This is a genomic window from Pseudomonas grimontii, assembly GCF_007858185.1.
GTDB lineage: Bacteria > Pseudomonadota > Gammaproteobacteria > Pseudomonadales > Pseudomonadaceae > Aquipseudomonas > Aquipseudomonas grimontii.
In genome coordinates, this window is sequence record NZ_VFES01000008.1 from 248,880 (window position 1) to 268,618 (window position 19,739).

Here is a 19,739-nt window from a genome sequence, read left to right on the forward strand (position 1 = left end):
AGGGGAACTCGCCAGTCAGTCGTTACCCCAGAAACGCATATGTACTCAGTACCCCCGCAACCGATCCACTTCCCCCACCATCTCATCCCCCCGCTCAAACCGCCGAATATTCTCCAACAACACCCCAAACGCACTCTCCGGCTGCGTCATCGCCGCAATATGCGGCGTCAACAACACCTGCGGATACTCCCAAAACGGATGCTCCGGCGCCGCCGGCTCCTCCCGAAGCACATCCAGCACCGCACCACTCAACTGCCCACTCTCCAGCGCCTCGAGCAAATCCTCTTCAACCAGGTGCCCCCCACGGCCCATATTCACCAACCCCGCCCCCGGTGGCAGTTGCGCAAACAAGCGCCGATCCAGAATCCCCTGGGTCTGCTCCGTCAACGGCAGCACACACAGCAAAATATCGCACTGGCTAAGAAACGCCGGCAGTTGCGCTTCCCCCGCATAACACTCCACCCCCGGCACGCGGTGAGCACTGCGCGCCCACCCCGACAACGCAAAGCCCAGCGGCGCCAAGGTCGCCAGAATTTGCTGCGCCTGGGCACCCAAGCCCATCACCCCGACACGCCGGTTCGCGGCCGGCTGCAGCAGGTGCGCCTGCCAACAGCGCGCCACCTGCTGCTGGCGGTAGCGCAGCATGTCGCGGTGCAGGCTGAGCACCGCCCAACTGGCGTACTCGCACATGCCGCGGGTGATGCCCGGATCCAGCAGGCGCACCACCGGCAGGCCCGCAGGCAAACGGTCCAGGTCCAGTTGATCGACACCGGCCGACAACGCAAACAACACCTTCAGGTTGGGCAGCACGCGGGCCAGATCTTCCGGTGCCTGCCAGGCGGCCAGGTAGTCGACCTCGGCGGGGTTGCCGATGTCGGGCCAGGTGCGCCATTCGATATCCGGTGCGTGTTTGGCGAACAGTGCCTGCCAGTGTCGGCCGCGCACCGGGTCAGCTTTGTAGAGCAAGGCCATGGGCATTTCCTGCTGGATGAAGGTAGCGATCATCATCCCCCAAGCCCGGCGCAGGATCTGTTGAAACGCGGGGCGAAAACAGTTGATCCGAATTTCTCACGGGGCAAGTTCGGCGTAGTTGGTTGCCCGCAGGCCGTACTCTGGACTGCATCGCAACCACCTTCCGGTTGCCGGACTCACGATGGGAAATGCCATGAATAGCAAAGTCGACGAAACCCCTCATTTGCTCCGTCAGCGCGAGCAGTTCGTGCCCCGTGGCCTGGTGACCGCGCACCCGCTGGTGATCGACCGCGCCCAGGGCGCCGAATTGTGGGACGTGGATGGCAAGCGTTACCTGGACTTCGTCGGCGGTATCGGCGTGCTCAACATCGGCCATAACCACCCCAAGGTGGTCGCCGCCGTGCAGGCCCAGTTGCAGAAGGTCTCCCATGCCTGCTTCCAGGTGGTGGCCTACCAGCCTTACCTCGACCTGGCCCAGCGCCTGTGTGAAATGATCGGCGGCCAGGACGCGTATAAAGCGGCGTTCTTCACCTCCGGCGCCGAGGCGGTAGAAAATGCGGTGAAGATCGCCCGTGCCCATACCAATCGCTCGGCGGTCATCGCCTTCCGTGGTGGTTTCCACGGGCGCACGTTGCTGGGCACCACGCTCACCGGCATGAGCCAACCCTACAAGCAGAACTTCGGGCCGTTTGCTCCGGAGGTGTTCCATACCCCGTACCCGAACGCTTATCGCGGCGTGACTAGCGACATCGCGCTCAAGGCCCTGGATGAGTTGCTGGCGACCCAGGTAGCGCCGGAGCGGGTGGCCGCGATCATCATCGAGCCGGTGCAGGGCGACGGCGGTTTCCTCACCGCACCCGCTGAGTTTCTCCAGGCGCTGCGGGCGTTGGCCGACAAGCATGGCATCGTGCTGATCCTCGACGAAATCCAGACCGGCTTCGGTCGCACCGGCACCTGGTTCGGTTTCCAGCACGCGGGTATCCAGCCCGACCTGGTCACCGTGGCCAAGAGCCTGGCCGGCGGCTTGCCGTTGTCCGGCGTAGTCGGCAAGGCGCACATCATGGATGCACCACTGCCCGGCGGGCTCGGCGGCACCTACGGCGGTAATGCGCTGGCCTGTGCGGCGGCGCTGGCGGTGATCGATGCGTTCGAGCAGGAGCAGTTGCTGGCGCGCAGCCAAGTACTGGGCGAGCGCCTGCGCCAGGGGTTGCTCGGCCTGCAGGCGCGCTACTCGCGCATCGGTGATGTGCGCGGCACCGGCTTTATGTTGGCGATGGAATTGATCAAGGATGACCCGGCCCGCACCCCGGATGCCGACCTCAATCAACGGCTGATCGATGAAGCCCGGGCCGGTGGTTTGCTGGTGATCAAATGCGGGGTACATCGCAATGTGCTGCGTTTCCTCGCGCCGTTGGTGACCACCGAAGCCCAGGTCGACGAAGCGCTGAAAATCCTCGACGGTGCCTTGGCACGGGTCTTGAACTGAGGCTGTGCCCGCTACGGGCGAACTGCATCATTGGAGGCTTGACCCCACATGGGACTGACAGATTATCGAGCGTTGCTGATCGATTGCGATGAAGTGCTGGTGGATCGCGATTCCGGGGTGTGGGCGGCGTTGCAGCCGCTGCTCGACAGCCGTGGCGGGCAGCCGGCCAAGGATCAGGTGCTGGCCGAATTCAACGCGCAGGTTGCCCAGCTCTATCCGCGTTTCGCCGAGCTGGGCTTCAGTGGCGTGTTGTGTTTTGCCCATCGCCAGTTGGCCGAGAGCTGGGGGCTGCACGCCAGTTGGGAGGAGGGCATGAGCTTTGCCCGTTCGGCGGGCAATTGGTCGTTGTTCGAGGATGCACCGGGGGCGATGCTGTACCTGCGCAAGTTCTACCGGCTGCTGGTGCGTGGCGACCGCGATGCCGAGGATCGCGGGGTGTTGTGCGAGCGATTGGGGATTGCACCGGAAGATTTCATTTCCCTGGCCGAAGACCCGCAATGGCTCACGGACCAGGGCGAGCAACTGCAACCGGTGCTGCATGTCACGCGACCGTCGGTCGGTGCACACGCGGCGCTGGACCGCTGTTTGATCGGCCGTCACCGGGCGCGGCAGCCTTCGCCTTGCGCGGCGGACTACTGCATCAACAGCATGGCGGATCTGGTGGCGCAGCATCAGCTGTCTTTACGGCGCTGATTTTGCTAGAAGATTGTCTTACAAACGGCAGTCAAGAGGTACGCAATGGAAGGGCAAGTCAAGCTGGACCGGATCGACATCAGTATTCTGGTTGAATTGCAAAAAGACGGCCGGATGACCAATGTCAGCCTCGCCGACGCCGTGGGCCTGTCCGCCAGCCCGTGCCTGCAACGGGTCAAGCGGCTGGAGTCGGCCGGGTATATTTCCAGCTACAAGGCGCACTTGAACCTGGCCAAGATCACCGACTCGGTCACGGTGTTTACCGAGATCACCCTCAGCGACCACAAGCGTGAAGACTTCGCCAAATTCGAATCGAATATCCGCCTGGTGGACGAAGTGCTCGAGTGTCACCTGATCAGTGGTGGCTACGACTACCTGGTGCGTTTCATGACCCGCAGCATCCAGCACTATCAGGAAGTGGTCGAGAGCCTGCTGGACAAGAATATCGGTATCTCCAAGTACTTCAGCTACATCGTGATCAAGTCGCCGGTGCTCAAGGATGGTGTGCCGTTGCGCAAGTTGCTGCGGCACTGAGACACGCTCGCTTTCAGGCCCTAATCCGGTGTTGATTCACCACATTGCGAAATTTTTGTCGGATGCGAAATTGACGTGATTGTGAGACTTATCATCTAGCAGCGGCCTCATCGCCAGCTCGATATTGCCGGCATCGCGGCGCTACACCCTGGGGCACATCAGCCAGCCATAACGCCAGTCAAACTGTGGGAGGGGCAGGCCCCCTCCCACATGTGAGCTGCCTACAAGATGCTCAACGGGTAACTGATGATCACCCGATGTTCATCACTGTCACGCTGGGTGGTCACTTCGGTGCGCAATGAGGCATGGCGCAAGGCGATGCTCAGGTTCTTCAGCGGGCCTTGCTGGAACACATAGCTCACGGTCAGGTTGCGTTCCCACTCGCTCTTGTCACCCGTTGGCGTGCGGATGTTCGAGCCGCTTTCGTACATGCCCATAAAGCTCAGGCCCGGCACGCCGACCGTGGCGAAGTCATAGCCGTAACGCACCTGCCAGGTGGTTTCCCCGGCGCGCTGGAATTTGCCGATCATCGACTCGGTCATGAAGTAGGCCGTGGAACCGTCACCCTGGTTCAGCCACACCGCATCGCTGTCGCTGCTGACCTGTTGCAGGCCGGCGGCAATCGTGTGGCCGTTGACCAGGTAGGTGAATAGGGCACTGCTCAGGCGGCTGTCGACCTTGCCCTTGGTCACGCCGTCGCCGTAGTAGCCGAAGGTGTAGAACGCCGGGTCGTTGCCGTTGGCGCCGTCGGAGCGGTTGTCGAAGTGGCGCAGGTCGGTGCGCAGGGTGCCCGGCCCGATCTGCCAGTCGTACTTGAGGCCCAGGAAGTTCTGCTTGTAGAAGTCCTGCAGGTTGCCGTAGTAGTACTGCAAGGTCAGGTCTTTGGTGGGTTTGTAGTCGACGCCGCCGTAGTAGAACTTGTTGACGAACTCACCGCTGACCGGGTTGTTGGCGCCCGGGATCGACATGCCCATCTGGTTGCTCGAACCACGGCCTTTGACGTGCTCCAACTGGCCGAGGGTGAAGGTGAAATGGTCCAGGTCCTTGGACTGCACCTGCCCGCCATTGAAGGTCTGTTGCAACATGCGGTCGGTGGACATCACCACCGGCAGCATCGGTACCAGGGTCCCGTATTTCAGCTCGGTCTGGGCAAAGCGCGCCTTGGCGGTCAGGCCCAGGCTACCGAACTCGTCTACCGCGCGGCCATCGTGATCGGTGGGGAACACGTTGCCGTTGAACGCAGTGCTTTGGGGGTTGTAGTGACGACCTTTGCCGGAGTCCAGGCGCACGCCGAACATGCCGATAGCGTCGACACCGAAGCCCACCGTGCCTTGGGTGAAACCCGACTCGAAGTTGGCGATAAACCCCTGGCCCCATTCCTGGGTGTAGTTGGGGTCGGCGGCGCCGCTGCGGTTGTCGGCGTTACTGAAGAAGTTGCGGGCCAGTACGTTGAGCTTGCTGTCTTCCACCAGGCCGGCGGCGTAGCCCTGTTGGGCGATCAGCAGGCCACAAAGGCCGGCGAGTACTGTCGGTGCGCGATTGAAAAGCTCCATCGGTGTCATCCCCATGTGTGTTTGGTTTTTTTGAGGGCAGTCAAAAGCGGCAGTGAAGGTTTTCTATTTGTTTTCAGGAGCAGGTTTTTCAGGAGCAACGGTGGCCGGCACGACATGCAGTCGCACCGGCGGCAAGCGGTACAGGATCAACAGCGCCAGCACGCCGATCCCGGCGCACAGCAACAGGCCGACGCCCACGGACTGCGCCAGTGCATCGCGGGCCAGGTTCAGCCAGGGCGAGGCTTCAAGGTTGGAATGCAACAGCGTTTGCGGGTCGGCATACATGGCAATGCCCTCGGCGTGATTCGCCGCGAGAAACACCCGCTGCACGTTGGCGCTGTAGAGCAGATTGACCAGCACCCCCATGCCTGCGGTGCCGAGCAGCCCGCCAACCAGGCGCAGGGACTGGGTCAGTGCCGTGGCAATCCCCAAGAACTGCCGTTCGGCCAGGGTCTGGGTGAAGACCGTGAGGTTGAGCAGGATAAATCCCAGCCCCAGGCCGGCCAGCAGGATCAAACCGAGCAACAGGTTGAACGCGGCCCCGCGCCCGACCACGGCCAGGCCCAGGCACGCCAGCAGCAGCGCGACAAAGCCCGCCAGCGGCAAATGGTTGGGGTTGCGCAAGCGGGTCACGATGCGGCTGTTGACGATGGCCCCCAAGGTGATGCTCAACGCCAGCGGCGTGATCAACAGGCCGGCGTCCTGGGGCGAGTAGCCGTAGGCGCCTTGCAGCAACAGCGGCAGGTAGAACAACAGCGAAAACATGATCGCGCCGGCCGCCACCGACAGCACGAACAACAATCGCAGGCTCGGCAAGCTGAATAACGCCGCCGGCAACAGCGCATGCGGGCAACGCCGCTCCCAGTGCCACAGCGCGATGATCGCGGCAATACAGCCCAGGCCCAGGGCGGCGCTCAACGCCAGGCTCGAATGCCCCAGCCATTCCACAAACAATTGCAGGCTGCCCAGCGCCGTGGCGATCAGCAGCGCGCCGGGCCAGTCCAGGCGAATGCCGTTGCGATGCTGCGGGCGGTACCAGGGCAGGAAGCGCCAGGCGATCAACAGCGCCAGGCACCCCAGGGGCAGGTTGAGGTAGAACACCGAGCGCCAGCCAAAGGCGCCGGTCAGGTAACCCCCCAGGCCCGGGCCAATGGCATTGACCACGCTGAACAGCGCACTCAAGAGCATTTGCCAACGCAGGCGTTGACGGGTATCGGGAAACAGCTCGGGAATGCAGGCGAACGCGGTGCCGATCAACATGCCGCCGCCCACCCCCTGCAAGGCGCGGCCGATCACCAGCACCAGCATGTCGTTGGCCACGGCGCAGGCCAGTGAGGCCAGGGTGAAAATCAGCGTAGCGGCCAGCACAAACGGCTTGCGCCCGTAGTAATCCCCCAGCCGCCCGAAAATCGGAATGGTGACGATGGACGCCAACAGGTAACCGGTGGCAACCCACGCATAGAGTTCAAAGCCATTGAGCTCGGCGACGATGCTCGGCAAGGCGTTGCCGATCACCGTCTGGTCGAGTGCCGAGAGCATCAGCACCAGGGAGATGCCGAGCATGGCCAGCAAGGCTTGCTGGAAACTCAGGGGCGGATGGGCTGCCACGGTCATGGTCGGCCCTCAGCGCAACGCGGCGACGGCGGCTTTGATGCGCGCACAGCCTTGGTCGAGGGTGGCAATCGCGGTGGCGATCGACATGCGGAAAAACGGCGCCAGGCCATACGCCGTGCCCGCCACCACCGCCACGCCCTGGCTTTCCAGCAGGTACATCACGACGTCGCTGTCGGTGTGCAGCACCTTGCCCTCGGGCGTGGTTTTACCCAGCAGGCCAGCGCAATTCACATACAGGTAGAACGCGCCATCCGGCTTGCGGCAACTGAGGCCGGGAATGGCATTGAGCAGCTCCAGGCAGCGGTCGCGGCGTTGCTGGTAGACCCGCACGCTTTGCTGGACGAAGCTCTGGTCGCCGTTGAGCGCTTCCACCGCCGCTGCCTGGCTGATCGAGCAGGCGTTGCTGGTGGACTGCGATTGCAGGGTGGCCATGGCGCCGATCAGGTCGGTGGGGCCGGCGGCGTAACCGATGCGCCAACCGGTCATGGCATAGGTCTTCGACACGCCGTTGACCACCAGCGTGCGATCTTTCAAAGCCGGTTCGATGGCCAGGATGTGCGGGTTATCCAGGCCGTCGAAACGGATGTGCTCGTAGATGTCATCGGTCATCAGCAGCACATGGGGATAGTCCAGCAGCACATCGGCCAGGGCGCGCAATTCGCTGTGGCTGTAGCTGGCGCCGGTGGGGTTGCTGGGGGAGTTGAGCAGCAGCCAGCGGGTACGCGGGGTGATCGCCGCGCGCAGCTGGCCTGGAGTCAGCTTGAAGCCGTTGTGTTCAGGGCAGGCGAGGGTCACGGGCTCGCCTTCGCAGGCCAGCACCATGTCCGGGTACGACACCCAGTACGGCGCCGGGATCAGCACCTCATCGCCGGCGCCGAGGGTGGCGGCAAAGGCGTTGAAGATCGCACTCTTGGCGCCGCTGGTCACCAGCACTTGCTGGGGGGTGTAGGCCAGGGCGTTTTCCCGCGCCAGCTTGTCGACGATGGCCTGGCGCAGCTCCGGGGTACCGGCGTTCTGGGTGTAGCGGGTTTCACCGCGCTCGATGGCGGCACTGGCGGCTTGGCGAATATTGGGTGGCGTATCGAAATCCGGCTCGCCCACCACCAGGTTGATGATGGACTGGCCCTGGCGACGCAGCTCGTTGGCGCGGTCGGACGCGGCGCTGCTGGGCGATGGTTTGATGCGTTGCACACGGGCGGCGATGCGGGAGGCAGTCACGGGCGTTCCTCGTTGATGGTGTTGACGGGGGTCACAGTACGAGGGGTGGGGGAGGGCGCCATAAGATGAGTTTGTTCTGGTTTGATAGGCAGTGCTTATGGCTGGGGTTGCACTGTTGTGGTGCCTCCAGTCCTGGCTGCTCCGGACGGGTGCCTTGGGCGGGGGTTCAGGGGCAGCCATAGCAAAGCCTTATGGCTGGTTATACGGATGGCCTGTCTTTTGCAAACCTGCCAGGTGTACGCAAAACCAAATGTGGGAGGGGGCTTGCTCCCGATAGCAGTATGTCAATCACAGATGCATCAACTGACACTGCCTCATCGGGAGCAAGCCCCCTCCCACATTTAAGGCATCACTTGTCCATTACATGAGCATCGCCATTTTGAACCTGCGCCGCCTGAAGTATTTCGTGAAACTGGTCGACATCGGCAGCATGACCCAGGCCGCCGATGTGCTGCATGTGGCGCAACCGGCGTTGAGCCAACAACTGGCGACCCTGGAAGCGGAGTTGCAGCAACAGTTGTTGATTCGCACCAAGCGTGGCGTCACGCCGACTGAGGCGGGCAAGGTGTTGTATGCCCATGCGCAGATTATTTTGCGCCAGTGCGAGCAGGCCCAGAGCGATATCAATGCCACCGGCCAGGCGTTGTCCGGGCAGGTGTCGGTGGGGTTGGCGCCCGGTACTGCGGCGTCGGCGCTGTCGTTGCCGTTGCTGCGCACGGTGCGTGAGCGCCATCCGGGCATTCTGCTGTACCTGAATGAAAACTTCGGCACCACCTTGAGCGAGCTGATCATGAACGGTCGCATGGACATGGCGGTGCTCTACGGTGGGCGTGAGGTGCATGGCTTGAGTTTTGTCTCGCTGCTGCGCGAGCCGTTGTACCTGGTGAGTGCCGAGCCGGACATTACCCGTCGCGAAGCGATCCCGCTGGCTGAACTGGCCGATATGGACATGCTGCTGCCGCGTCCCTACAACGTCATGCGCCGGTTGGTGGATGAAGCCTTCCTGCGCATTGGCCTGAGTGCGCGGGTGGTGGCCGAGATCGAGTCGTCCACCACGCTCACCGCTGCGGTGGCCGACCATTTCGGCTCGACCATCCTGCCGGAGTCGTCAGCGCGGGTGATGGTGGCGGCCACTTCGGTGCACATGTGCCGCATCGTCGAACCCGAGGTGGAGGCGCCGCTGGCGCTGTGCCTGTCGGGGCATTTGCCGTTGTCGGTGCCGGCCCAGGCGGTCAAGGCGATCCTGCTGGAGCTGGTGGCGAAGATGCGTGGCAGCCTGATTTGAGCGGTCATAAGGTCGGCTTATCACCCCAAAGCCAAAGCGTCTTGGCCGCTTTTCGAGGGGCTCGGTAGATTGGGCCCATCCACTCAAGACACGCTCGACAGGCAGGGGCCATACATGGATTCAGCACGTATCAAGGGGTTGATGGATTTGCTGGCCGAATCCGATCTGCTGGAACTGAGCTTGACCGAAGGCGACAGCACGCTGCGGCTGTTCAAGCAGGCAGGCCAGGTGATCACCAGCGTCGCGCCGACCGTGATCGCCGCGCCCAAAACCGCAACCCCCGTGGCCAGCGCCGCCGTGGAGATCAAGGCCAGCCTCTATGGCGTCTTGCACCTGACGCCCGCCGTCGGTGAGGCGCCGTTTGTCACCGTGGGCCAAGCCATCGAGGCCGGCCAGACGGTGGCGGTGATCGAGGCGATGAAGATGTTCCACCCGGTCAAGGCCAAGGTCGCCGGCAAGCTGGTTGAGATCCTCGCCCAGGCCGGCGTCGAAGTCGAAGCGGGCCAAGCCTTGTTCCGGCTCGATTGACCCCCACGCGTATTCGTTATTCAGGTGAATTCAATGTTCGACAAAGTGCTGATCGCCAACCGTGGCGAAATCGCCCTGCGCATTCAGCGTGCCTGCCATGGCCTGGGCATCAAGACCGTGGCGGTGCACTCCGAAGCGGACCGCCATGCGCAGTATGTGCAAAACGCCGATGAGTCGCTGTGCATCGGCCCGGCCGCACCGGGGCTGAGCTACCTCAACCAGACCGCGCTGCTGTTTGCCGCCAAGGTCAGTGGCGCCCAGGCGATCCACCCCGGTTACGGGTTCCTGTCGGAAAACGCCGGGTTTGCCGAGCGCATCGAAGCGGCCGGGTTGACCTTTATTGGGCCGAGCGCTGCGTGCATTCGCACCATGGGCGACAAGGTGGCAGCCAAGCGCGCCATGCGTGAAGCCGGTGTGCCGTGCGTGCCGGGGCCGGATTCGAGCATGCCGAGCGACGACGCGAGCATCCTCGCCATTGCCGCCGAAATCGGCTACCCGGTGATCGTCAAGGCGGCCGGTGGTGGCGGTGGTCGTGGCATGCGGGTGGTGCAGGAGGAGGCCGACTTGCTCGCCGCCATCGGCCTCACCCGCGAAGAAGCGCGGTTGGCGTTCGGCAACCCTGAACTGTATATCGAGAAATTCCTCGGCCACCCCCGGCACGTGGAAATCCAGGTGTTGTGCGATGCCCATGGCCATGCGATCTGGCTCGGCTGCCGCGACTGTTCCCTGCAACGCCGCCACCAGAAAGTCCTGGAAGAAGCGCCGGCGCCGGGCATCGATCCCGCGCTGATCGCCACGGTCGGCGAACGCTGCGCCGAGGCCTGCCGCCGCATCGGCTATCGCGGCGTGGGCACTTTCGAGTTTCTGTATGAGGACGGCGAGTTCTTCTTCATCGAGATGAACACGCGCCTGCAAGTGGAGCACCCGGTTACCGAGATGACCACCGGCATCGACATCGTCCAGCAGCAACTGCGCATGGCCCGCGGTGAAGTGCTGAGCGTGCGCCAGGAAGACGTGCAACTGAACGGCCACTCCCTGGAGTGCCGCATCAACGCCGAGGACCCGCTGACGTTTATGCCGACCCCCGGCCTGATCCAGCGCTGGGAAGTGCCGGGCGGTTTTGGTGTGCGGGTCGATTCCCATGTCACCACCGGCTACCGCGTGCCGCCGTACTACGACTCGATGGTGGCCAAGGTCATTACCCACGGCGCCACGCGTGAAGAAGCCATGGCACGCATGCGTCTGGCCCTGAGCGAAATGATCGTGGACGGCATCAGCACCAATATTGCGCTGCACCGCGAGATTCTGGACGACCCGGCGTTCTGCGCCGGCGGAGTCGATATTCATCACCTGGAGCGCTGGTTGCAGCAAAGGAGTCCGACATGAGCACCGCACCTTCCATCAGCCTGCTGGGCTCCAGCGCCTTGCTGTTCGAGGCCCCGGGCGAACTGGACCTGGCCCCGCAGCAGCGTATCTGGCGCCTGGCCCTGCAAGCCGGCGAATGGCCCGAGATCCACGAAGCCGTGCCCGGCATGAACAACCTGATGCTCACCTTCCTCACGCCGCCGCGTGAACTGAACGGCTTGTGCCAGCGCCTGCTGGAGGCCTGGGAACAGAGCCAGCCGCTGCCCCTGGAAGGGCGCATCGTCGAATTGCCGGTGGTGTACGGCGGTGAGTTCGGCCCGCACATGGCGGACGTGATTGCCCACACCGGACTGGATATCGAGACCATTGCCAACCTGCACTGCGAACCGCTGTACCCGGTGTATGCCCTGGGCAGCCACCCCGGTTATTGCTACCTCGGCGGCATGGACCCACGCCTGGCCACGCCACGGCGCCAGGTGCCGGTGCTGAATATCGGCGCGGGCTCGGTGTCCATCGGCGGGGTGCAGACCGGGGTGTCCGCCTCGGCTGGCCCCAGCGGCTGGAACACCATCGGTCGTACTGAAATGGCGTTTTTCGACCCCGCCCAAACCCCGCCCGCGATCTTGCGGCCGGGTGATTTCCTGCGCTTGCGCATCGAGAGGATCATTCGATGATCGAGATTTTATCGGCCACCGCCCTGGCCACCGTGCAGGACTTCGGTCGCTTCGGCAGCCTGGGTTACGGCGTGGGCACGTCGGGCGCCATGGACCAGTTGGCCCTGGTCCTGGGCAACCTGTTGCTGGGCAATCCCGAAGACGCCGCCGCGATTGAAATACCGCTGTTCCCGTTCGACGTGCGGCTGTTGCAGGACTGTGCCTTTGCGCTGACCGGCGCCGCTTGCGACGCCACCCTGGACGGCCAGTCCTTGCCACCGAACTGGGTGTGCCAGGGCCGTGAAGGCCAGGTCTTGAGCCTGGGCTATCCGACGTCAGGCAGCCGTGCCTACCTGTGTTTGGCGGGCGGGGTGGATGTGCCGTCGGTGCTGGGTTCGCGCAGCACTCAATTACGCGGCGAGTTCGGCGGCCTCGACGGCCGCGCCCTGCAACAGGGTGATCGGCTGGGGGCACTGCGTCCCGGTATCAGCCCGTTGCCGCTGGATGTCGGGGTGTTGGCGCCAAGCCTGGCGCTGCCGTTGCAGGTCGATGGGGTGCCTGCCATGCGCGTGTTGCCCGCCGCCGAATACGAGCGTTTCCAAGAAGCGTCCCGCGCGGCGTTCTGGGCCGGTGAATGGAAAATCACCACCCAGAGCAATCGCTACGGCTACCGCATGGAAGGCCAGCCGCTGCTGCCCATCGCCCCGATGGAAATTCGCTCCCACGGCATCGTGCCGGGGGTGATCCAGGTGCCCCACGGCGGCCAGCCCATCATCCAGATGCGTGACGCCCAGCCCAGCGGCGGCTACCCCAAGTTCGGCAGCGTGATCGAGGCCGACCTGTGGCGCCTGGGCCAGGCGCCCATCGGCGGTAAGGTGCGCTTTATCGAGTGCAGCTACCTGGAGGCCGTCGAGGCCCTGGAAACCAATCGCGCGTATCTGCGTGAAGTCAGCCGCCTGTTGGAACTGCACCGCGAAGGAGTGAAAGCATGACCCTTGAGGAAATTCGCCAATTGGCGCTGTGGCTCAAGGAGCACCACTTGGCCGGTGCCGAAATGAGTCGCCCCGGTGTGCACCTGACGCTCAAGCGCGGTGCCTCGGCCGCTGCTGTTGCGGCGCCTGCCGTCGCTGAGGTGCAGGACCCAGTGCTGCGCACCACTGGCATGGGGCGCTTGCTGCTGACCCATCCCCAACTTGATCAACCGTTCGTGGCGGTGGGCGATCAGCTCAGCGCCGGGCAACTGGTCGCGCTGCTGCAAGTGGGTGAGTTGTTGTTGCCCTTGCGCGCGCCCCGCGCCGCGCGGGTTGTCGATGTGCGTGTGCCGTGCGGCACCACCGTCGGCTACGGCGAAGCCTTCCTCGGAGTGGAGTACCCCGCATGAAGATTGATTTGAACGCTGACCTGGGCGAAGGCTTCGGCCCGTGGCGCATGGGCGAGGATGAAGCGCTGATGCGCCTGATTTCATCGGCCAATGTGGCCTGCGGTTTCCATGCCGGCGACCCGCTGATCATGGACAACACGGTGCGTCTGGCCAAGGCCGGTGGCATCGACCTGGGGGCGCATGTGGGCTTCCCGGACCTGATGGGCTTTGGCCGTCGGCAGATGAACATCGAGACCAAGGAACTCGTCACCCATGTGATCTACCAGCTTGGCGCGCTCGCCGGGATCGCGGCGGTCAACGGCCACCGCATGACCCACATGAGCTTCCACGGCGCCCTGGGCAATATGGCCGCCGCCGATGCGGCGCTGGCCGAGCCGTTGGTGCGGGCGGTGGCGGCGTTTGACCCGACGCTGATCATCAGCTCCTCCAGCAGCCGCGCCATCGAAGGCGCGGCCGAGAAGTGCGGCCTGCGCGTCGCCACCACGTTTCTCGCCGACCGCGCCTATGACGATGATTGCCTGCTGGTGCCGCGCAAGGTCGACGGCTCGGTGATCAAGGCGCCGGCAGCGGTGCTGCGCCGGGTGCGGCAGTTGTTGGAGGAGGGCACCGTGACCGCCCTCAGCGGCAAGGTGCTGCGGGTGCCGGCCCATTCGATCCTGCTGCACGGCGACACCCCCGGCGCGGTCGAACTGGCGCGCACCATTCGCGCCGAAATCGAGCAACTGGGCGGCCGCATCACGCCGATTTCCCAGCTGCTGGCCGCGTCATAAGCAGGCCTTATCGCCACACAACCATTGCGTCTTGGTCCAGCGTCCGAAGGCTGGATAGAGTCGAACCATAACCCGTAGCACAAGGACCACCCCATGCCATTTTCCGACTACAAAACCGCGCTGGTCACCGGGGCTTCCTCCGGCATCGGCGCCGCCGTTGTCGAGCGTCTGTGCCAGGAAGGCGTGCAGGTGCATGCCCTGGCCCGCAGCGCCGACAAGTTGCAGGAACTGGCGGCCAGGACCGGCTGCATCGCCCACGCCATCGATGTCACCGACCTTGCCGGGTTGACCCAACTGTTCGCCGAAAACACTTTCGACATCCTGGTCAACAACGCCGGCGTCGACAAACCCGGTTCCCTGCTCAAGGCCGACGCCGACGGCATCGACCTGCTCATCGACGTCAACCTGCGCGCCGTGCTGCACCTGGCGCGCCTGGCGCTGCCGGGCATGGTCGAGCGCGACTGCGGGCACATCATCAACATCAGTTCGATTGCGGCGGCCTACAACTTTGGCGGCAACTCCACCTACCACGCGACGAAGGCGGCGGTGAGCATGCTTTCGCGCCAGTTGCGCATCGATGCGTTCGGCAAGCGCGTGCGGGTCACCGAGATCTGCCCGGGCCGGGTCGCCACGGATATTTTTGCCCACGTACACGGCGATTCCGAAGCCACCTACAAGCGCTTCGTCGAGGGCTTTGAATTGCCCCAGGCCGAGGACATCGCCAATGCCATCGCCTTCGCGATTGCCGCGCCGATTGCGGTCAACATCGGGCATATGGAAATCACCCCGACCTTGCAGGTACCGGGCGGGCTTTCCACCGCACGGCCCCAGGACTACCAGGGCTGAATCCCAGCCCCAGCAAAAGAACGGATCGATCCGTCAGCGCTGCATCCCGCCACGGCCTCGCCGGGTGATTTTGATTTCTGCCCTAGCCCAATGCCGATAGGGATTGACCATGAAGCAAGACTTCGATTTGGCCGCGATTCTGCAAGGCGAGTACGCCGAGCTGATCGTCAAGGGCATCGAAATGACCTTGCAGCTGGCGCTGTTCGCCTGGCTGCTGGCGATGCTGCTGGCGCTGACACTGGTCACGGTGCGCCTGACCGGTAACACGCTGGCCGACCGCCTGGTGGCGGGGTACGTGTCGTACCACCGCAATGTGCCGACCCTGGTGCAACTGATGCTGTGGTACTTCGGCGTGCCGACGCTGCTTGGCGAGTCCACGCAACTGTGGCTGGCCAACCACAACACCGAATACCTGTTCTCGGTGATCGCCCTGGGCCTGTGCCAGGCCGCGTATTTCTGTGAAGACATGCGCAGCGGCCTGCGCGCCATTCCCGCCGGGCAGACCGAAGCGTCCAGGGCCCTGGGCCTGGGCTACGTACGTTCGATGCGCTACGTGATCCTGCCCCAGGGCGTGCGCAACTGCCTGCCGTCGCTGATCAACCACACCGTGCTGCTGTTCAAGAACACCAGCCTGGCGATGGCGATCGGCGTGATGGAACTGACCTACGCCAGCCGCGAAGTGGAGAACTACACGTTCCGCACCTTTGAGTCGTACCTGGTGGCCACGGTGTTCTACCTGGTGTTTTCACTGCTGCTGATGGGCGCCGGGGCGTTGCTCGCCCGCCGCTTCAGCAAAGCCCTGGCGAGGTAGACCGCGATGTTGGATATGTTTTCAATCGTGCAGCAGAACTGGACGCTGCTCCTGATCGGCCAATACCCTCACGGCCCACTGGGCGGCCTGGCGAGTACCCTGATCCTGGCGGCGCTGGCGTTGCTGCTGGCGTTCCCGTTCGGCCTGCTGCTGGCCTTGGCGCGGGTGTCGCCGTGGAAGGGTTTGTACTGGGTCGCCACGGTGTGGGTCTACGTGCTGCGTGGCATCCCGTTGCTGATGGTGATCTTCTGGACCTACTTCCTGGTGCCGTTGCTGATCGGCCATAACATCACCGGTTTCATGACCATGCTCTGCACCCTGGTGATCTACCAGAGCGCCTACCTGTGCGAAATCATTCGCGGCGGCATCCAGGCGCTGCCGGCCGGCCAGTATGAAGCGTCCCGCGCCCTGGGCCTGGGCTATGTGCGCACCACGGCCTGGGTGATCCTGCCCCAGGCGTTGTACAACGCGCTGCCGAGCCTGATCAGCCAGTTCATCTCGATCATCAAGGAAACCTCCCTGGGCTACGTGATCAACGTGCAGGAAGTGACCTTTGCCGCCAACCAGGTCAACAACCAGTTGCTGACCAAGCCGTTCCAGGTGTTTTTCATCCTGGCGATCATCTACTACCTGCTGTGTTTTGGCCTGACCCGCCTGGCCGGTTGGGTGGAGCAACGCATTGCCCGCAAGCGCCTGGGCGATGGCGGGCAAACCGTGGCGGGCGGTCCGTTGCTGACCACCGATAATTGAAGAGGGCTGCGCTCATGCATCCAATGATCATGTTTTCGAAAATCAATAAATGGTACGGCGAGTACCAGGCGCTCACCGACATCACCGCCGAGGTGCAACCCGGTGAAGTGGTGGTGCTGTGCGGCCCCTCGGGTTCTGGCAAGTCGACGCTGATCCGCACGGTCAACCGCCTGGAAGATATCCAGGCCGGCCAGATCCTGTTCGACGGCCAGGACGTGCACGGCACCGACGCGCAGATCAATCGCCTGCGCAGCCGCGTGGGGTTTGTGTTCCAGAGCTTCAACCTGTTCCCGCACCTGTCGGTGCTGGAAAACATCACCCTCGCGCCGAACAAGCTACGCAACCTCAAGGGCGCCGCGGCCAAACAGAAGGCCATGGAGTTGCTCGACCGCGTTGGCCTGGCCCACAAGGCCGGCGCTTACCCGGCGCAGTTGTCCGGCGGCCAACAGCAGCGCGTGGCCATCGCCCGGGCATTGGCGATGGAACCGCCGGTGATGCTGTTCGACGAGCCCACCAGCGCCCTCGACCCGGAAATGGTCGGTGAAGTACTGAGCGTCATGAAGGGCCTGGCCAAGGACGGCATGACCATGATGTGCGTGACCCACGAGATGAACTTCGCCCGCGAAGTGGCCGACACCATCTGGTTTATGGACGCCGGGCAGATTCTGGAAAAGAGCAGCCCCGACGCCTTCTTCACCCAGCCTTCGCACCCGCGAGCGCAACGTTTTATCGCCGACCTGCGGGCCCATTGAGCTGCGGCGGCTTTGCTCCCTCTGCCATTTTTGCTGGTCCAACTTTCTGGAGATTTCCCATGGGTATGAAGCATCTGTTTACCGCACTGGCATTGGGGCCACTGGCGATCGCCATCGCCCAGGCCGACCAGTTGAGCGACATTATGGCCAAGCAGTCCCTGAGCTGCGGCGTCTACGCCGACGTGCCGCCATTCTCCGCGCCGGACCCGAAAACCCGCGAGCTGGTGGGCATGGACGTGGACCTGTGCAAGGCCCTGGCCAAGACCATGGGCGTGGCCCTGGAGCTCAAGCCGCTGTCGGTTGAAGCGCGGATTCCCGAAGTGAAAATGGGCCGCGTCGACGTGATCTTCGCCAACCTGGCCTACACCAAGACCCGCGCCGAACAGATCCAGTTCAGCGACCCGTACTACATCGCCAAGGAAACCCTGGTGGTGCGCGCGGCGAATGCCGACCAGCCGAAAAGCTTCTTCAAGGACAAACGCATCAGCTCCACCAAGGGTTCCACCTCCGAGCAGTCGATCCGCCTGGCCGGTGCCACCCCGGTGACCTTCCAGGACACCGGCTCGGCCTACATGGCGTTGCAACAGAACAAGGTGGTGGGCCTGGTGACCAACACCATGACCGCGCTGAAACTGGTCAATCAGGCCAAGGCCAGCGGTGTCGAACTGGCCCTGGCCAAGGAGCCGATGGCCCTGGAACCAATCGGCGCCGGCATGCGCCGCGATGAGCCGGCGTTTCTGGCCAAGGTCAACGAGTCGTTGATGTCCATGGAAAAGGCAGGGGAGATCGATGCGATCTGGGACCGCTGGATCGGCCCGAACACCGAATACAAGATGGTCCGCGAGGACAAGGTACAGAGCTTGAGCGCATTGAAGTTCGAGCCGTTGCCGTAAGCGCTGGCGGTTGTAAAAAAGCCCGCCGTGCGTGATGCACGGCGGGCTGTTTTTTTACTGCGCTCTGTACTGGGGGCGCAGGGCCTCATCAATCATCCAGTGCGGTTGGCCGGGCCTGATGCACGTACCGCCCACCCAGCGTTCGTGGCTGGCATGGTCGAGCCAATACGCCTGTCCGTTGAGCACGCTATGGGCCAAGGGGGTCAGCGACAGCGTGCGACGCGGCCAATCCAGATGCGCTTCGGTTTCCGTCAGCAACGGCTGCTCGCCATCGATCAACGGCCGCAACAGCGCATGAAACATCATGTCCCCCAGGAACGGCAGCGGGTCGCGCCTGGCCATCAACTCGGCGAACACGCGGCCAAACGGCAGCGGCCCGGCTTCGGCGAGGTAGGTCAGGGCCAGGCGTTCGGTCAGCGACAGGCCGTCCTGGGTGCCCGGCAGTTCCTGCAACTGACGCAACAGCGCCGGGGCCAGCAAGGGCAGGGCGGGGTGTGTGCCATGGGCAAGCTCCGCCAACGGCGTCGGTGAGCTGTTGCAATAGGCCGACCAGGCCTGTTTGGCCAGTTGCACGGCATCGTCACCGATCAGGCGCCGCTGTGGCCATAGCCACGCCAATACATCGGGCGCCAGCTGGCCGATACCGATAAAGCGCTCGACACCGGGAATACGATCCACCTCGATCAGCTCCAGCCTGGGCGGTGTCTGCTCCAGGCCGGCCAGGGCACGGATCAGGAACAACTGGTCATAGGCGTCCGCCTCGCACCACAGCACGCTGTGCTCGGCGCTGGCCAAAGTGTGGAGCTGAGCGTATTCATCGTCGACGCGGCGCGTGACGTCCGATACGGGCATGCCAAAGGCCTGGCTGATGAAGGCACTGCGCATAGCGCGGAACTCTGCGGCGGGTACGTCGCGCACCGGGCCCATGCACAGCGGGTCGCTGAGCATCTGGAACCGGCCCTTGAACCCCGCCACCTGGAGGCTGTGGGCAATGTCATTGCCGCAGCGCCAGTGGGTGGTGCGCGCTTCGTCGCTGGCGGCAAAGTCGGGATGGCGGGCGGCGAAGTCAATGGCGTCGATGTGGGCCTTGAGCTTGGGCCAACTGCTGAAACCCAGTTGCCTGGCGATCTGCCACTGAGCCTGGGACAGGGTGGTATTGGGGTCCTGGGCTTTGAGCTGCGGTAACAGTTCCTTGGCGCGCTTGCGCTGTTGCTCAAGGTTGAGACGGCCATCGGTGTTGGAGGATACGGGGCGTTGCGACATACGATCTCCTTGCACAAACCTTTTCCGCTTTAAGGTTGGGAGTCGTAGAAATGAGGTAGAGCTTCACTGTCTTGGGCGCAGCCCTTTCCGCGGAAGGTGGCGTAGAGAGCGCCAGGCGGGAAATATAGGCACTGCGGCGCTTGATTGCAAATCGGGCTTGGGATCAAACCCGTACTCTTTTTTGGGTTGCACGGGGTCAAGTGTGGGAGGGGGCTTGCCCCCGATGGCCATGGGTATCTACACAACTTTTCAGATCCTGACAAATCTCCCTGTGGCGAGCGGGCTTGTCCCGCGCTGGGCTGCGAAGCAGCCCCAAAACCAGCCTCTACAGAGTGTCTGATACACCGCGTTCTTCTTTACTGGGGCTGCTAC

20 protein-coding genes are annotated in these 19,739 nt (G+C 63.6%); 15 read left to right on the forward strand and 5 right to left on the reverse strand.

Features of this window, described 5'->3' with window-relative positions; genetic code table 11:
• Nucleotides 1-45: 45 nt before the first annotated feature.
• Nucleotides 46-972: a 2-hydroxyacid dehydrogenase gene (locus FIV39_RS15060; RefSeq protein WP_146371548.1), complete on the reverse strand. Its 927-nt coding sequence runs from the start codon at nucleotides 970-972 to the stop codon at nucleotides 46-48.
• Nucleotides 973-1,165: 193 nt separating this feature from the next.
• On the opposite strand from FIV39_RS15060, the gene gabT reads away from it, so the two are divergent.
• Genes gabT through FIV39_RS15075 form a run of 3 tightly spaced genes read left to right on the forward strand, consistent with a single transcriptional unit; the run spans nucleotide 1,166 to nucleotide 3,685 of the window.
• Nucleotides 1,166-2,458, forward strand: a complete 1,293-nt coding sequence (gene gabT, locus FIV39_RS15065; protein WP_090406208.1) for a 4-aminobutyrate--2-oxoglutarate transaminase — start codon at nucleotides 1,166-1,168, stop codon at nucleotides 2,456-2,458.
• Between the two features lie 48 nt (nucleotides 2,459-2,506).
• Nucleotides 2,507-3,151, forward strand: coding sequence for an HAD family hydrolase (locus tag FIV39_RS15070; protein ID WP_090406205.1), 645 nt, complete (start codon nucleotides 2,507-2,509; stop codon nucleotides 3,149-3,151).
• Nucleotides 3,152-3,196: 45 nt separating this feature from the next.
• Nucleotides 3,197-3,685, forward strand: coding sequence for an Lrp/AsnC family transcriptional regulator (locus FIV39_RS15075; protein ID WP_010449292.1), 489 nt, complete (start codon nucleotides 3,197-3,199; stop codon nucleotides 3,683-3,685).
• Between the two features lie 221 nt (nucleotides 3,686-3,906).
• Here FIV39_RS15075 and FIV39_RS15080 read toward each other — a convergent pair whose 3' ends face one another.
• From FIV39_RS15080 to FIV39_RS15090, 3 genes are all read right to left on the reverse strand, one after another.
• Entirely contained in the window at nucleotides 3,907-5,238 is a 1,332-nt protein-coding gene (locus tag FIV39_RS15080; protein WP_146371546.1) for an OprD family porin, read from the reverse strand.
• A gap of 63 nt (nucleotides 5,239-5,301) precedes the next feature.
• Entirely contained in the window at nucleotides 5,302-6,852 is a 1,551-nt protein-coding gene (locus FIV39_RS15085) for an MFS transporter (protein ID WP_090406200.1), read from the reverse strand.
• 9 nt (nucleotides 6,853-6,861) lie between these two features.
• Nucleotides 6,862-8,070 carry an aspartate transaminase gene (locus FIV39_RS15090; protein WP_090406197.1) on the reverse strand — a complete coding sequence of 403 codons (1,209 nt, stop codon included), beginning with the start codon at nucleotides 8,068-8,070 and terminating at the stop codon, nucleotides 6,862-6,864.
• Nucleotides 8,071-8,449: 379 nt separating this feature from the next.
• On the opposite strand from FIV39_RS15090, the gene nac reads away from it, so the two are divergent.
• The 12 genes from nac to FIV39_RS15150 all read left to right on the forward strand — a co-directional run bounded on the left by nac (nucleotide 8,450) and on the right by FIV39_RS15150 (nucleotide 18,104).
• The gene (gene nac / locus FIV39_RS15095) at nucleotides 8,450-9,355 is read left to right on the forward strand and encodes a nitrogen assimilation transcriptional regulator NAC (RefSeq protein ID WP_090410064.1); all 906 of its coding nucleotides are present in this window, start codon (nucleotides 8,450-8,452) and stop codon (nucleotides 9,353-9,355) included.
• 114 nt (nucleotides 9,356-9,469) lie between these two features.
• Nucleotides 9,470-9,883: an acetyl-CoA carboxylase biotin carboxyl carrier protein gene (locus tag FIV39_RS15100; RefSeq protein WP_090406194.1), complete on the forward strand. Its 414-nt coding sequence runs from the start codon at nucleotides 9,470-9,472 to the stop codon at nucleotides 9,881-9,883.
• A gap of 33 nt (nucleotides 9,884-9,916) precedes the next feature.
• Nucleotides 9,917-11,269, forward strand: coding sequence for an acetyl-CoA carboxylase biotin carboxylase subunit (gene accC / locus FIV39_RS15105; RefSeq protein WP_090406191.1), 1,353 nt, complete (start codon nucleotides 9,917-9,919; stop codon nucleotides 11,267-11,269).
• Nucleotides 11,266-11,922, forward strand: a complete 657-nt coding sequence (gene pxpB, locus FIV39_RS15110; protein ID WP_090406188.1) for a 5-oxoprolinase subunit PxpB — start codon at nucleotides 11,266-11,268, stop codon at nucleotides 11,920-11,922. Before accC ends, pxpB begins: the two co-directional genes overlap by 4 nt.
• The gene (locus FIV39_RS15115) at nucleotides 11,919-12,893 is read left to right on the forward strand and encodes a 5-oxoprolinase subunit C family protein (protein ID WP_090406185.1); all 975 of its coding nucleotides are present in this window, start codon (nucleotides 11,919-11,921) and stop codon (nucleotides 12,891-12,893) included. Before pxpB ends, FIV39_RS15115 begins: the two co-directional genes overlap by 4 nt.
• Nucleotides 12,890-13,282 carry a hypothetical protein gene (locus FIV39_RS15120; RefSeq protein ID WP_090406182.1) on the forward strand — a complete coding sequence of 131 codons (393 nt, stop codon included), beginning with the start codon at nucleotides 12,890-12,892 and terminating at the stop codon, nucleotides 13,280-13,282. The genes FIV39_RS15115 and FIV39_RS15120 overlap by 4 nt, the downstream gene beginning before the upstream one ends.
• On the forward strand, nucleotides 13,279-14,052 hold the full coding sequence (locus tag FIV39_RS15125) for a LamB/YcsF family protein (protein ID WP_090406179.1): 774 nt from the start codon (nucleotides 13,279-13,281) through the stop codon (nucleotides 14,050-14,052). The genes FIV39_RS15120 and FIV39_RS15125 overlap by 4 nt, the downstream gene beginning before the upstream one ends.
• Nucleotides 14,053-14,145: 93 nt before the next feature.
• Nucleotides 14,146-14,898: an SDR family oxidoreductase gene (locus tag FIV39_RS15130; RefSeq protein ID WP_053138772.1), complete on the forward strand. Its 753-nt coding sequence runs from the start codon at nucleotides 14,146-14,148 to the stop codon at nucleotides 14,896-14,898.
• A gap of 109 nt (nucleotides 14,899-15,007) precedes the next feature.
• Nucleotides 15,008-15,709: an amino acid ABC transporter permease gene (locus FIV39_RS15135; protein WP_090406176.1), complete on the forward strand. Its 702-nt coding sequence runs from the start codon at nucleotides 15,008-15,010 to the stop codon at nucleotides 15,707-15,709.
• Nucleotides 15,710-15,715: 6 nt separating this feature from the next.
• Nucleotides 15,716-16,459: an amino acid ABC transporter permease gene (locus tag FIV39_RS15140; protein ID WP_090406173.1), complete on the forward strand. Its 744-nt coding sequence runs from the start codon at nucleotides 15,716-15,718 to the stop codon at nucleotides 16,457-16,459.
• A 23-nt stretch (nucleotides 16,460-16,482) separates the two neighbouring features.
• Nucleotides 16,483-17,211, forward strand: a complete 729-nt coding sequence (locus FIV39_RS15145; protein WP_169899070.1) for an amino acid ABC transporter ATP-binding protein — start codon at nucleotides 16,483-16,485, stop codon at nucleotides 17,209-17,211.
• A gap of 59 nt (nucleotides 17,212-17,270) precedes the next feature.
• Nucleotides 17,271-18,104, forward strand: a complete 834-nt coding sequence (locus FIV39_RS15150) for an ABC transporter substrate-binding protein (RefSeq protein WP_090406171.1) — start codon at nucleotides 17,271-17,273, stop codon at nucleotides 18,102-18,104.
• 54 nt (nucleotides 18,105-18,158) lie between these two features.
• Here the strand turns inward: FIV39_RS15150 and FIV39_RS15155 are convergent, their stop codons facing one another.
• On the reverse strand, nucleotides 18,159-19,367 hold the full coding sequence (locus tag FIV39_RS15155; protein ID WP_090406169.1) for a DUF1835 domain-containing protein: 1,209 nt from the start codon (nucleotides 19,365-19,367) through the stop codon (nucleotides 18,159-18,161).
• Nucleotides 19,368-19,739: the final 372 nt, after the last annotated feature.

What these genes read in the sequence shown, in the direction of transcription:
- FIV39_RS15060 (WP_146371548.1), bottom strand. Translation starts at nt 972, where the DNA reads ATGGCCTTGCTCTACAAAGCTGACCCGGTGCGCGGCCGACACTGGCAG.
- gabT (WP_090406208.1), top strand. Translation starts at nt 1,166, where the DNA reads ATGAATAGCAAAGTCGACGAAACCCCTCATTTGCTCCGTCAGCGCGAG.
- FIV39_RS15070 (WP_090406205.1), top strand. Translation starts at nt 2,507, where the DNA reads ATGGGACTGACAGATTATCGAGCGTTGCTGATCGATTGCGATGAAGTG.
- FIV39_RS15075 (WP_010449292.1), top strand. Translation starts at nt 3,197, where the DNA reads ATGGAAGGGCAAGTCAAGCTGGACCGGATCGACATCAGTATTCTGGTT.
- FIV39_RS15080 (WP_146371546.1), bottom strand. Translation starts at nt 5,238, where the DNA reads ATGGAGCTTTTCAATCGCGCACCGACAGTACTCGCCGGCCTTTGTGGC.
- FIV39_RS15085 (WP_090406200.1), bottom strand. Translation starts at nt 6,852, where the DNA reads ATGACCGTGGCAGCCCATCCGCCCCTGAGTTTCCAGCAAGCCTTGCTG.
- FIV39_RS15100 (WP_090406194.1), top strand. Translation starts at nt 9,470, where the DNA reads ATGGATTCAGCACGTATCAAGGGGTTGATGGATTTGCTGGCCGAATCC.
- accC (WP_090406191.1), top strand. Translation starts at nt 9,917, where the DNA reads ATGTTCGACAAAGTGCTGATCGCCAACCGTGGCGAAATCGCCCTGCGC.
- pxpB (WP_090406188.1), top strand. Translation starts at nt 11,266, where the DNA reads ATGAGCACCGCACCTTCCATCAGCCTGCTGGGCTCCAGCGCCTTGCTG.
- FIV39_RS15115 (WP_090406185.1), top strand. Translation starts at nt 11,919, where the DNA reads ATGATCGAGATTTTATCGGCCACCGCCCTGGCCACCGTGCAGGACTTC.
- FIV39_RS15120 (WP_090406182.1), top strand. Translation starts at nt 12,890, where the DNA reads ATGACCCTTGAGGAAATTCGCCAATTGGCGCTGTGGCTCAAGGAGCAC.
- FIV39_RS15125 (WP_090406179.1), top strand. Translation starts at nt 13,279, where the DNA reads ATGAAGATTGATTTGAACGCTGACCTGGGCGAAGGCTTCGGCCCGTGG.
- FIV39_RS15130 (WP_053138772.1), top strand. Translation starts at nt 14,146, where the DNA reads ATGCCATTTTCCGACTACAAAACCGCGCTGGTCACCGGGGCTTCCTCC.
- FIV39_RS15135 (WP_090406176.1), top strand. Translation starts at nt 15,008, where the DNA reads ATGAAGCAAGACTTCGATTTGGCCGCGATTCTGCAAGGCGAGTACGCC.
- FIV39_RS15140 (WP_090406173.1), top strand. Translation starts at nt 15,716, where the DNA reads ATGTTGGATATGTTTTCAATCGTGCAGCAGAACTGGACGCTGCTCCTG.
- FIV39_RS15145 (WP_169899070.1), top strand. Translation starts at nt 16,483, where the DNA reads ATGATCATGTTTTCGAAAATCAATAAATGGTACGGCGAGTACCAGGCG.
- FIV39_RS15150 (WP_090406171.1), top strand. Translation starts at nt 17,271, where the DNA reads ATGGGTATGAAGCATCTGTTTACCGCACTGGCATTGGGGCCACTGGCG.
- FIV39_RS15155 (WP_090406169.1), bottom strand. Translation starts at nt 19,367, where the DNA reads ATGTCGCAACGCCCCGTATCCTCCAACACCGATGGCCGTCTCAACCTT.